At 62.3% G+C, this 12,043-nt stretch carries 9 protein-coding genes; 8 read left to right on the top strand and 1 reads right to left on the bottom strand.

The genetic code is table 11. The features are described 5' to 3' along the window. The first annotated feature begins 4 nt into the window (after positions 1 to 4). The 8 genes from ACQ66J_RS08485 to ACQ66J_RS08450 all read left to right on the top strand — a co-directional run bounded on the left by ACQ66J_RS08485 (position 5) and on the right by ACQ66J_RS08450 (position 7,046). On the top strand, positions 5 to 1,012 hold the full coding sequence (locus ACQ66J_RS08485) for a cysteine synthase A (RefSeq protein WP_430431263.1): 1,008 nt from the start codon (positions 5 to 7) through the stop codon (positions 1,010 to 1,012). Positions 1,013 to 1,023: 11 nt separating this feature from the next. After that, entirely contained in the window at positions 1,024 to 1,839 is an 816-nt protein-coding gene (locus tag ACQ66J_RS08480) for a ferredoxin--NADP reductase (protein WP_430431262.1), read from the top strand. Positions 1,840 to 2,053: 214 nt separating this feature from the next. Then, entirely contained in the window at positions 2,054 to 3,034 is a 981-nt protein-coding gene (locus ACQ66J_RS08475; RefSeq protein ID WP_430431261.1) for an NAD-dependent epimerase/dehydratase family protein, read from the top strand. A 112-nt stretch (positions 3,035 to 3,146) separates the two neighbouring features. Further along, positions 3,147 to 3,431 (top strand): hypothetical protein, encoded by a 285-nt coding sequence (locus tag ACQ66J_RS08470; protein WP_375547556.1) that lies wholly within the window; start codon positions 3,147 to 3,149, stop codon positions 3,429 to 3,431. Between the two features lie 110 nt (positions 3,432 to 3,541). Further along, positions 3,542 to 4,456, top strand: a complete 915-nt coding sequence (locus ACQ66J_RS08465) for an ABC transporter ATP-binding protein (protein ID WP_430431260.1) — start codon at positions 3,542 to 3,544, stop codon at positions 4,454 to 4,456. 4 nt (positions 4,457 to 4,460) lie between these two features. Next, the gene (locus tag ACQ66J_RS08460) at positions 4,461 to 5,189 is read left to right on the top strand and encodes an ABC transporter permease (RefSeq protein WP_430431259.1); all 729 of its coding nucleotides are present in this window, start codon (positions 4,461 to 4,463) and stop codon (positions 5,187 to 5,189) included. A gap of 79 nt (positions 5,190 to 5,268) precedes the next feature. Then, entirely contained in the window at positions 5,269 to 6,447 is a 1,179-nt protein-coding gene (locus ACQ66J_RS08455; protein ID WP_430431258.1) for a sensor histidine kinase, read from the top strand. Then, complete coding sequence (locus tag ACQ66J_RS08450) at positions 6,444 to 7,046, top strand: response regulator transcription factor (protein ID WP_430431257.1); 603 nt, start codon at positions 6,444 to 6,446, stop codon at positions 7,044 to 7,046. The genes ACQ66J_RS08455 and ACQ66J_RS08450 overlap by 4 nt, the downstream gene beginning before the upstream one ends. Before the next feature lie 15 nt (positions 7,047 to 7,061). Here the strand turns inward: ACQ66J_RS08450 and ACQ66J_RS08445 are convergent, their stop codons facing one another. Further along, on the bottom strand, positions 7,062 to 11,969 hold the full coding sequence (locus ACQ66J_RS08445; protein WP_430431256.1) for an NAD-glutamate dehydrogenase: 4,908 nt from the start codon (positions 11,967 to 11,969) through the stop codon (positions 7,062 to 7,064). Positions 11,970 to 12,043 lie beyond the last annotated feature (74 nt).

Here is a 12,043-nt window from a genome sequence, read left to right as displayed (position 1 = left end):
CATCATGACCGCACCGATTGTGGAGCTGATCGGCGACACCCCGCTGATCCGCCTGAAAGCGGCGTCCGACGCCACGGGCTGCGAGATTTTCGGCAAGGCCGAGTTTCTCAACCCCGGCGGCTCGGTGAAGGATCGCACAGCGCTTGGGCTGATCCGCGCGGCGGAAGCGGACGGATCGCTCAGGCCCGGCGGCGTCATCGTCGAAGGCACAGCGGGCAATACCGGCATCGGTCTGGCGCTGGTCGCTGGCGCGCTGGGTTACAAGGCGCTGATCGTGATGCCGCGCGGGCAAAGCGCCGGCAAACGCGAAGCCCTGGTCGCAGCCGGCGCGCAGATCATTGAAGTCGATCCCGCCCCCTATTCCAGCGAGCACCATTTCGTCCATACCTCGCGGCGGATCGCCGCCAGCCTGCCCAATGCTGTCTGGGCGAACCAGTTCGATAATCCTGCCAACAAGGCCTTCCATGCCGCCACCACCGGCCGCGAAATCCTTGAACAGACAGGCGGTCAGGTGGATGGCTTTATTTGCGCCGCCGGCACCGGCGGATCGCTGGCCGGGATCGCACATGCCCTGCGCGCGGCCAAGCCCGACGTGTCAATCGGCCTCGCCGATCCTGCGGGCGGCGCACTCTATTCGTGGTTCACTCAAGGCGAACTGAAATCTGAAGGCGGCTCGATCACCGAAGGCATTGGCGTGGGCCGGATCACCGGCCAACTGGAAGGCCTGGAAGTCGACCACGCCTATCGTATCGAAGACGTTGACTTCCTGCCCCTGCTGTTTGATCTCATCCAGACTGAGGGCTTGTCGCTGGGCGGGTCCGCCGGGGTGAATATCGCGGGCGCGATGAAACTCGCGACAGACCTCGGACCAGGCAAGACCATCGTCACGCTCTTGTGTGATTCCGGCGCGCGCTACGCCGGCAAACTCTTCAACCCTGACTTCCTGCGCGCCCGCGGGCTGCCGGTTCCGCCCTGGACGGAACCGGACGCCAGCGCAAACCTCAGCGCCTGACGGAGACTGATATGCTTGATACCGCCCAAGACGCTGACGTGATTGACCAAGGCGCCTTCTTCGCCTGCAAAGTCACAGAGGTGGAGCATTTCACCGATGATCTGTTTCGCTTTCGCACGGCGCGGCCCGCGACCTTGAGATTCCGGCCAGGCGAGTTCCTGATGATCGGTCTGGAAGGCGACAAGAAACCGGTTCTGCGCGCCTATTCCGTCGCCAGCCCGAGCTGGGACGACACCTTGGAATTTTACTCCATCAAGGTGGAGAACGGCGCGCTGACTTCGCGCCTGCGCCATATCCAGCCCGGAGACCGGGTGCTGGTCGGCCGCAAGCCCACCGGCACGCTGGTGACTGACGCGCTCAAGCCCGGAAAGCGGCTCTATATGCTGTCCACCGGCACCGGCGCCGCACCGTTTGCGAGCCTGATCCGAGAGCCTGGCGTCTATGAGCAGTTTGACGAGGTGGTCTTCACCCATACCTGCCGCACCAGCGCCGAGCTGACTTATTCGCGCGGCCTTGTGGAAGCGCTCAAGAGCGATCCGCTGGTGGGCGAGGCCGCGGCGGGGCGGCTAATCTATTTTGACAGCGTCACCCGCGAGGACGGGCCGCGCACAGGGCGCATCACCACGCTGATCGAGACCGGCGAACTGTTTGAGCGGATCGATCGTCCCGCCCTCAATCCCGAAACGGACCGCGTCATGATCTGCGGCTCCATGGCCATGCTGGACGAGCTCAAAACCATGCTGGAAGCACGCGGCTTTGAAGAAGGCTCGAACGCCAAGCCGGGCGATTTCGTCGTCGAGAAAGCGTTCGCCGGCGAGGGCGTTTAAGCAACGCCTGCGCGCGCAGCGACCAGATATGGACGCTGGGGACGGCTTGGGGCATGGTCGAGCCAGGAATCAGTCGTCTTTTCGAACGGCTGATCATCTCTGCGCAACTTGATCGGCTTCGGTCGTCCAGGTTCTGACCTGACGCAGACGATGAGGTTCATAACGCCGTTCGCGCGCCCCTCGGCGTCCCGCGACGGGGAGGGAGACTGCAGGCATGACCTCGCCTGTGATCGTCACCGGCGCCGCCGGTTTCATTGGCATGCATACGGCGGAGCGTCTGCTGGCGCGTGGTGAAACTGTCATCGGAATTGACGGGTTCAACACTTATTACGACCCCGCCCTGAAAGAGGCGCGCGCTGCCCGGCTGAGCGCGCACAAGGGTTTTGAGCTGGTCCGCGCCGACATTGCAGACCACGACGCGCTCAATGCGCTGGTCGCGCGCTCCGGCGCCAAGCGGATCGTCCATCTCGCCGCCCAGGCCGGAGTCCGGTATTCCATCGACAATCCCTTCGCCTATGAGCGCTCAAACCTCGCCGGACACCTGTCCGTGCTGGAGGCGGCGCGCCATAACGAAGTCGAGCATCTGGTCTACGCCTCATCCAGCTCGGTTTATGGCGACCGGCCCCTGACCGGCGAAGGCTTCAAGGAAAGCGATCCCACCATCTCACCGGTTTCGCTCTATGCCGCGACCAAGCAGTCCTGCGAGCTGATCAGCCAGAGCTACGCCCATCTTTACGGCTTTCCGCAAACGGGCTTGCGGTTTTTCACCGTTTACGGCCCCTGGGGCCGCCCGGACATGGCCTATTACAAATTCACCGAGATGATCGCCCGCGGCGAACCGATCGAGGTCTATGGCCAGGGCCAGATGGCCCGAGATTTCACCTATATTGATGATATCATTGACGGCGTGATCGGCGTTCTGGATGAGCCGCCCACGCGCGGCGCGCACGAAATCTACAATATCGGCGACAGCCAGCCCGTGGGATTGATGGATATGATCGCCTCCCTTGAGGAGGCTCTGGGCATGAGAGCGGACAAAATCATGCGCCCCATGCAACCAGGCGACGTGACAGCCACCTATGCCGACATCAGCCGGCTGAACGCGAAAATCGGCTATAAACCCAAGATCATGCTCACCGAAGGCTTGCAACGGTATGTGGCCTGGTGGCGGTCCTATAAAGGGCGCTCAGCCTAATCTTGCTTAATTAAGCGTTCATGATTTAGAGCTTGTTAATACTTTGTTTACAACGCTGGTTGGGGCTTTGTTCAGCTTTTTCGACTACCTTCGATAATCATGGAGGAACGTCATGCAGGCACACCGCAAGACTGAATCGCACGCCGGACCCGCCCCTGCCGAATCTTCGGAGAGCGTTGTTCAGGGCGTTGTTCCTCCGTTTCCGAAAGCTGATCCGTCTGCGGCTTACGCCATCCCCTCTCCGGCGCACGCCCTGCAGGAACGCCTGGAAACCGCGTTCGCTGACCCCGTGGTTGAAAACCGTTGGAGCCCGCGACGCACCCTCGCTTTTCTGGTCTTCACTTGCGGCGCCTTCTGGGGCGCGATGGTGGGCGGCGCGATCCATCTTTTTGGTTGAGCCCCGAAAAAGGTGACATCTGTCACCTGCGTCGAATGACGCGCGTCACTCCTATCTCTTGCCTTGGCCTGACAGAGTTTGGTTTCAACTGAACCGAGCTGTGAGAGCCTATGACTTCATCCTCTGACATTGCGCCTGTCATACAGGCGAGCGCGCTGACCCGGCGCTATGGCCGCAAGACGGCGCTTGATGCGGTGGACATGAGCGTATCCGGCGCCGGCGTTCTGGCGCTGTTGGGGCCAAACGGCGCCGGCAAGACCACGTTTGTGCAAACCGCGCTTGGCCTGGTTCGCCCCAGCTCGGGCGCCCTGCACGTGTTTGGCGCCAAGCCCGGGGATCACGCCATCAAGACGCGGATCGGCGTTATGATGCAGGACACAGACCTGGCGCACACTCTGACCGGGCGTGAATTGCTAGAGCTGTTCGCCAGCTATTACCCGAACCCGGCGAATCTCGACGCCCTGATCGAGCGCTGCGCGCTGACCGATTTCATCAAGCGGCGCTACGGCCAGCTGTCTGGCGGTCAGAAACGACGCATCCAGTTTGCGCTGTCTCTGGTGGGCCAACCGGACCTGTTGTTTCTGGACGAACCCACCACAGGGCTCGACATCGAGGCCCGCCGCGCCCTGTGGGCCATCGTGCGCGACGTGGCGGCGCAGGGAACCCTGGTGGTGCTGACCACGCATTATCTGGAAGAAGCGGACGCTTTGGCTGACCGGGTGGTTGTTTTGCAAAGCGGACGCATCATCGCTGACGACACGGCGGATGGTCTGCGCACCCGCATGGGCGGCGCGGTGATCAGCTGCGTCACCAGCCTGTCGGATGAGGCGCTCAACGCCTTGCCCGGGCTCATCGCGATGACCCGATCAGGACGAAAGGTCCGCCTGCAAGTGAGCGAGTCGGTCGCCTTCCTCAAAGCGCTGTTGAACGCGGATCCGGCGCTGAGTGATCTCAGCGTCGCTCAACCCACCCTGGAAGACGCCTTCGAAGCGCTGACGGGCCAATCTGAACCAGAGGGAGCCTGATCTGATGGCGAATGCATATCTGGCTGAAATCAAGGCTGAAGTCCTCAAACTCTCGCGCATGCCCGAGTTTGCGATCCCCACGCTGATCCTGCCGGTGATGTTCTTCACCCTGTTTGGCGTGATCATCCCCGGCAGTCGCGACAACGCGCCCTACCTGCTCTCGACCTTTGGCGTCTTTGCGGTGATGGGGCCGGCTCTGTTCGGCTTTGGCGCCGGCGTGGCGCAGGAGCGCGAGCGGGGCTGGCTGACGCTGAAGCGCGCAGTGCCGGCGCCGGCATCCGCTTTGCTGGTGGCGAAAACCACCGCAACCATCCTGATCGCCAGCGTATCGCTGGCTGCGATCTACACCGTGGCCGCGTTCGCCGCCGATGTCAGCCTGCCCCCTGCGGTCTGGCTCGGCCTGTTGCTGGTTCATGTGCTCTCCGCCATTCCCTTTGTCCTGATAGGGCTGGCTTTGGGCTTCGTGTTCGGGGCCAACGCCGCCGTCGCGGTCGCCAACATCCTCTATCTGGGGATGGCGGTGCTTGGGGGTTTGTGGATGCCGGTCAGCATCTTCCCGCGCATCATGGGGCAGATCGCCCAAGTCCTGCCGAGCTTTCACCTCGCTGAAATTGCGCTGGCGATCAGCGGAGCCGCCGGAGACAAAGACATGCTGGGCCATATCCTCGCAACGCTGGTGATCACCGTCATCGCAGCGGGCCTGGCGCTTCTGGCCTGGGCGCGCCAACGCTAAAGACTGGCTCTGAGGAGCGAAGCTGGGCAGGGTGAACCTGATCCGGCTCCGCCGCTTGCTGACAGGAAACGCGTTTATCATGGCGTCAGAACCGACTTGCAAACCCGATAAAGCGTCCGCTGGCGCGGCATCCCGTGATGGACGGCCCAAATGGACGGGCCGCGTGCGCGGCTTGTCTGAAAGCCCGGCCTTCTATCTGATCTATCTGGTTTTCTATTTCACACCCTGGTTTTTCCAGCTGCCGGGTCTGCGCGATGCTCTGATCAGTTTTGCGGCCGTGGGCAGTTTCATTCCTGTCTATTTGTACGCCAATGCCGGCGATCCCTATCGCAATGGCGTCAAACCCCACCGCATTCTACTGGCCGCCGGCTACGCGTCCTTCCTGTCGCTGGCGCTGATCCCTGTGGTCGGGATGAGCGGCAATTTTCATATTTTCGCCATCACCCTTCTGGCCGGTCTGAGACCGCAGAGAACCGCCCTGTTGGTCATGGCCGGCGCGAGCGCCTTCTATCTGTGCGCCTCCTGGCTCCTGGACGTCACGATCTTTGAGATGGTGCTGTCGCAATTCATCGCCGTAATGGCGGGCATGGCGACGCTGGCCGGCTATGAATCGGCCGCACGGGTCTCCACACGCGAGCGCAATCTGCGCATGGAGGCCGAACTGGCGGCGCTGCGTGAACGCGAACGGATTGCACAGGATCTGCACGATCTGTTGGGCCACACGCTGACGACAATCGCCGTCAAATCGGAATTGGCCGCGCGCCTTCTGGATGCTGATGCCGACCGGGCGAAAACCGAGATCATCGAAATCCGCGACGCCGCCCGCATCACCCTCAAGGACGTGCGCGCTGCGGTGGCGGGCATGCATGTCACCACCGTTCATCAAGAACTGGCGCGCGCCCGATCCGCGCTCGCCGCCGCCGAGATCCGGTTAAGCGTCGAGGGCGAGCCGCCCGAACTTGACCAGGCCGCCCATTCCACGCTGGGCCTGGCTTTGCGTGAGGCGATCACCAACATCATTCGCCATTCCGGCGCCCGGAGCGCCCGTATTCGTTTTGCGCCGGAAGGCGCGCTGATCATTGAGGATGACGGCTGTGGCGGCGAGCTTCATGCCGGAACCGGTCTGGACGGCATGCGCCGGCGTATTGAATCTCTGGGAGGAGAGATGGCGATCGAAAGCCGGGAAACAGGCGTGCGCGTCACCCTCAGCCTGCCCCCCGCCAAACCCGGCCAACAGAGCCTGGAGCAAGTCTCATGATTTCCATTGTCATTGCTGAAGACCAGTCGCTGCTGCGGGGCGCGCTGGCCGCCCTTCTGACGCTCGAACCTGATATCGAGCTGCTGGCGCAGGCCCAGGATGGCGAGGAGGCTGTGCGCCTTGTGAAGGACCTCAAACCCGATGTTCTGGTCACCGATATTGAAATGCCGGGCCTGACCGGGATCGAGGCGTCCGAAGCCTTGCGCCAGACGGGCAGCGAGACCCGTGTCCTGATCGTCACGACCTTCGCCCGCCCCGGCTATCTTCAGCGGGCGCTGCAGGCGGGCGTGCTGGGCTATGTGCTCAAAGACGCCCCCAGCGAGGAATTGGCGAACGCCGTGCGCCGGGTGGCGCAGGGTCAACGCGCCATCGCTGCGGAGCTGGCGGAAAGCGCCTGGAGCGCGCCGGTCATGCTGACCGCGCGTGAGCGCGACATTCTCAAACTGGTGGAAGAGGGCAAGTCCAACAAGGAGATCGCCCGCACGCTCAGCCTGTCGCCTGGCACGGTGCGGAACTATCTCGCCGACGCCACTCAAAAGCTGGGAGCAGCCAACCGCATCGAGGCGTTTCAGGTCGCCCGCGAAAACGGTTGGCTCTAACCCTCAGCGCTCTGGCTAGCTCTTGTCCACGGTCGCCGCGAGCTCGCGCAATTGCGTCGAGCAAATCGCGACTTTCGACAGCGTCCAGCCACCCGTAGCGGTGATTTCCTCCAGCGCCCGGTCGGCGCGCGCCACCATCAGCTTCTGGGATTCAGCCCACGCGCTGACGACCTCTGACGCCCAATTCGCATCCGGCGCGCTGAGATCCTTGACCAGATCCGGCCGCTCCGCCTTGGCGTAGGCCATCATGCCCTCGCAGATCGCCTGCTGGCTGCCATACAGATCCTCGATCAGACGACGCATGGCCAAGCGGTCCCAGTGCAGATTGGAGGAGAGCTGATTGCCCGCCGCCCGCAACTGATCAAACAGGAAGCGGGCGCCCACAGCGTGATAGAGCCGCCCTGCCGCCGCCAACGGCCAATCGGCCGACTTGCCCAGATCAATCACATCCGAGGACGAGGTCAGCGGACGCAGCCGCGCCACATCGCGGGCGATATCTTCAGGGGCGCCAGCCGCTACATAAGACTGGAACCGGCTCTCCAATGCTTCGCAATCAAACGGGCTGGCGATCTCGGTCACCAGCGGTTTCAACGCGTCCACGCCAGGCTGATAGGCCGCGATCACGTCCGCAATCGGCAAAGCGTCCTGCCCCAAAGTTCGACGCGACAGCCAATAGGTCTGACGGCGCAGCAGACGGATCACCTCATCATGAAGCGCGATCTGGACTTCGGCCGGGGCCTTGTTGTCCAGCGCATTGATCCGGTCGCTATAATCCTTGAAGCGGAAAATGCTCCGCCCCGCCTCAAACGCGCGCGCGATCGCCGCAATATCCGCGCTGGTGCTTTCGATGGCGCGGTTCACAAAAGTCGGCCCGCCCAGATTGACCATGTCGTTGGCCAGGCGCGTGGCGATAATCTCGCGCTTCAGCCTGTGGCCCTGCATGGCGTCGGAGAATTTCTCCAGCTTGTCAGGGAAGTAGGTCACCAAAGAGCGGTTGAAATGCGCGTCATCGGGTACATCGGATTCCACCAATGCATCAAACAGCGCGATCTTGGCGTAGCTGATCAGGACCGCGATTTCAGGCCGCGTCAGGCCCTGGCCCTGATCCTTGAGCTCACGGATCTGGTCAGGCGCCGGCAGACCTTCAACTTTCCGGTCCAGACGCCCCGCCTGCTCCAGCCGCTCCATCATCCGCTCATGGGCATCCAGGTCTTCAACCGCATGTTCCTTGGCGATGGTGATCGCCAGGGTCTGATCATAGTTGTGCTCCAGCACATGATCGGCGACCGTATCGGTCATGGATTCAAGCAAGGTGTTGCGGTCTTCGAGCTTCATCGAGCCCTCACGCATCATCGGGTTGAGCAAGATCTTGATATTGACCTCATGGTCGGAGCTGTCGACGCCCGCTGAATTGTCCACGAAGTCCGCATTCACCCGACCGCCATTGCGCGCGTATTCAATGCGAGCCGCTTGGGTGACGCCCAGATTGGCGCCCTCGCCGATGACTTTTGTGTTCAGCTCCCTGCCGTCGATGCGCAAGGCGTCATTGGCCTTGTCGCCGACCTGGTAGTTCTGCTCGGAGGACGCCTTGATGTACGTGCCGATGCCGCCGAACCACAACAGCTCCACATCCGCTTTCAGAAGTGCGCGGATCAGATTGGCGGCCGAAGCGGTGTTGCCGGCCAGCCCGGTCAGTTCGCGGATCTCGTCGGACAATTTGATGGATTTGGCCGAACGCGGGAAAATACCGCCGCCCTTGGAGATCAAGGATTTGTCATAGTCCTGCCAGCTTGACCGACCCAGCTCGAACAAGCGCTTGCGCTCTTGCCAGGTTTTCTCGGTATCAGTCGGATTCGGGTCGATAAAGATGTCGCGATGGTCAAACGCGGCGATCAACCGGATTGTTCTGGACAAGAGCATGCCGTTGCCGAACACGTCGCCGGACATGTCGCCCACGCCGATGACGCTGAACGGTTCAGTCTGGATGTCCTTGCCCATTTCACGGAAATGGCGCTGAACGCTGACCCAGCCGCCCCGCGCTGTGATGCCCATTTTCTTGTGGTCATAGCCGGCTGATCCGCCCGAAGCGAAGGCGTCGCCGAGCCAGAAATCATACTCGTCCTGGGCCACGCCATTGGCCATGTCGGAGAAGGTGGCCGTGCCCTTGTCGGCGGCGACGACCAGATACGGGTCCTCGTCATCCCAGCACACCACATTGTCGGGGCGTTTGACAGCGTCGTCGACAAGGTTGTCTGTGATGTCGAGCAGGCCGCGCAAGAAGGTCTTGTACGCTTCCTGGCCTTCCGCCAGCCAGGCGTCGCGATCGCTGCGATCTGGCAATTGCTTGGGATAGAAGCCGCCCTTGGAGCCCACCGGCACAATGACCGCGTTCTTCACCTGCTGGGCCTTCACCAGACCCAACACCTCGGTCCGGAAGTCTTCGCGACGGTCCGACCAGCGCAAGCCGCCGCGCGCGACGGGGCCGAAGCGGATATGCACGCCTTCAACGCGCGGGCTCCAGACGAAAATCTCACGATAAGGCTTGGGATCGGGCAGTTCGCGTACATCCCGGCTGGAAATCTTCATCGAGATCCAGGGCTTGGACCGCCCCTGGTCGTCGGTCTGGAAGAAGTTGGTGCGCAAGACCGCTTCGATCAGGCGCAGCATCCGGCGCAGCGCCCGGTCATGATCAAGACTCTCCACCCGCTCCAGCAGGATGCGGATGGCCTTGCTGACATCCTTGGCGTGGCTTTCGCGGCTCTCACCCCCAAAGTCGAGATCAGGATTGAACTTGGTGTTCACCAGCTCCATAAGGCCGCGCGCAATCTCGGAGTTTTCCGCCAGCGCCTCTTCCTGAATGGACTGTGACGGGTCCAGTCCAGTCTGCTGGCGATACCGCGCCACAGTGCGCAGGAAGGCCGCTTCACGCCAGCTCACACCGATGCCGAGCACCAGCTTGTTAAAGCCGTCATCCTCGGTCCGGCCTTCCAGCACGGCCAGCAGCGCGTCTTCAAACGCCACCGCTTCCGTTTCAACCTTCTCGGCGCTCTCACCGTTCAGCGACGCTTCAAATTCGTGCACCCATACAGCGTCATCACCTGCTTCCGAGTGGCGGTGCACCGAATAGCCCGCCTCGGCCAGCACATGCAGACCCAGATTCTCAAGCACTGGCATGACGCCCGACAGCGCAACCGGCTCGCCGCAGCGATAGAGTTTCACGCGTAGCCGGTCATCCGCGTCGCCCTCGACACGATAGGCGCGCGCGGCGGTCTCCCCGCGCTCTGTCACGCGCTCCATCCGGCCGATATCGGCCAGCGCCTCTTCGGGGTTGAACCGCTCGCGATAGCCGGCGGAATACCCGTCGAGATAGCGTGTCACGGCGCGGCGCAAATCCGCCTCACCTGAAGCGCGCGCCACCTGGTGCAGCTCGTCTTCCCAGGTCCGCGCCAGAGCGGCGATCTCACGGTCCAGTTCGGACGGGTCGGGTTCGGGATGGTTGAACGGATCAAGCCCGATGATGAAGTGCACCCGCGCCAGCGGCGCATCGCCGAACTGCGGATAGAACGCCGACAGGCGTCCATTGAACGCCGCCCGGATGGTTTCGCCCGCCAATTCACGGACTTTCGAATTATAGCGATCACGCGGCACAAACAGCAGGCAGGAGACAAAGCGGTCAAACTGGTCGCGTCGCATGAACAGCTTGGTGCGCGGGCGGTCGTGCAGGTGCAAGATGCCCAGCGAGATATCCAGCAAATCCTGTTCGTCGGTCTGAAACAGCTCGTCGCGCGGATAGTTCTCGACGATGTTCTGCAGCTTTTTCGCCGAGTGCGAGCCCGGCGCTTTGGCCGCCTTGTCGAGCACGCGGCGGACCTTGCGGCGGATCAGCGGCACTTCACGCGCCATCTGGTCATAAGCCTCGGCGGTGAACAGGCCGACAAAGCGCGTTTCGCCCACCACATTGCCGTCGGCGTCATACCGTTTGACGCCGATATAATCCATGTAGACCCGGCGATGCACGCGGCTCTTCATGTTCGCCTTGGCCACGATCACCGGCGACGGCGCGCGCATATAGGCCTCGATCGCCGGGGTCAGCATCATCGGTTCTGCGCTTTTGCGCAGCACCTTGCGGTCGGGATCACGCAGAACGCCGCGCCCGGATTCCGACTTCACTTCCGGCTTGTGCGAGGTCTCGCTGTCAGCGTTGAAATCGAACTGATAGGTGCGGCTGCCCAGAAAGGCGAAATGGTTGTCGCGCAGCCAACGCAGGAAAGCGACGGCTTCTTCTTGTTCTTCCTTGGACGCTGACGTGTTGGCGTTCGTCAGATGGTCGATTGCATCGTCCATCTCCGCGCGCATGTCGTTCCAGTCCTCGACCGCATCGCGCACATCGTCGAGCGTGGCGCGGACGCCCGCTTCCAGACGCTCGCGCACATCGTCGCTGAGCAGGTCGAGATGCACCTGGATCATGGATTCGTTCAGGCAACGACCGCCTGATTGCACCCGCGCGCCGTCTTCACCGCGACGCACCCGCACCACCGGGTGGAACATCGCCATGACGTCCAAGCCCTGGCTTGCGATCTCACCCATCACCGAATCCACCAGGAACGGCCGGTCCTGACCAATCACTTCAAGAATATCGCGATCCAGGCTGCGTCCGTCCGCGCCATGGGCGGTGCGCACACGAATCAGAATCTTGTCCGCGTTGCGCTCTGCGCCATAGCGCCAGAATTCCTCGGCCAGCGAAATCGCATCCTGATCGCTCACGCTCGCCAGGTCATCGGCCAGCGCATCGCCCCAGAGCTGGTCCAGGAAACTGTCTGAATCCGGTCCGTTCTCGCCAAACGCCGCTTCAAACCGGCTGCGTGCGGCCTTTAAAAAGGCCTCTCTGTCATAAGCGTGCCTGACGCTGACCACGGCGTTCATAATCGAGGGCTCCTGAAACGGAAAAGAGGTGGACGGTGGACAATGTTCATCGAAAAAGGCTGAACATATGCTTC

This window comes from Oceanicaulis sp., assembly GCF_965284345.1.
GTDB classification, from domain to species: Bacteria; Pseudomonadota; Alphaproteobacteria; order Caulobacterales; family Maricaulaceae; genus Oceanicaulis; species Oceanicaulis alexandrii_A.
This window is presented reverse-complemented; position numbering and strand designations above follow the sequence as displayed.

Coding starts and splice junctions, on each gene's coding strand:
- ACQ66J_RS08455 (WP_430431258.1), top strand. CDS start 5,269: ATGGCGTCAGAACCGACTTGCAAACCCGATAAAGCGTCCGCTGGCGCG.
- ACQ66J_RS08445 (WP_430431256.1), bottom strand. CDS start 11,969: ATGAACGCCGTGGTCAGCGTCAGGCACGCTTATGACAGAGAGGCCTTT.
- ACQ66J_RS08465 (WP_430431260.1), top strand. CDS start 3,542: ATGACTTCATCCTCTGACATTGCGCCTGTCATACAGGCGAGCGCGCTG.
- ACQ66J_RS08450 (WP_430431257.1), top strand. CDS start 6,444: ATGATTTCCATTGTCATTGCTGAAGACCAGTCGCTGCTGCGGGGCGCG.
- ACQ66J_RS08470 (WP_375547556.1), top strand. CDS start 3,147: ATGCAGGCACACCGCAAGACTGAATCGCACGCCGGACCCGCCCCTGCC.
- ACQ66J_RS08480 (WP_430431262.1), top strand. CDS start 1,024: ATGCTTGATACCGCCCAAGACGCTGACGTGATTGACCAAGGCGCCTTC.
- ACQ66J_RS08485 (WP_430431263.1), top strand. CDS start 5: ATGACCGCACCGATTGTGGAGCTGATCGGCGACACCCCGCTGATCCGC.
- ACQ66J_RS08460 (WP_430431259.1), top strand. CDS start 4,461: ATGGCGAATGCATATCTGGCTGAAATCAAGGCTGAAGTCCTCAAACTC.
- ACQ66J_RS08475 (WP_430431261.1), top strand. CDS start 2,054: ATGACCTCGCCTGTGATCGTCACCGGCGCCGCCGGTTTCATTGGCATG.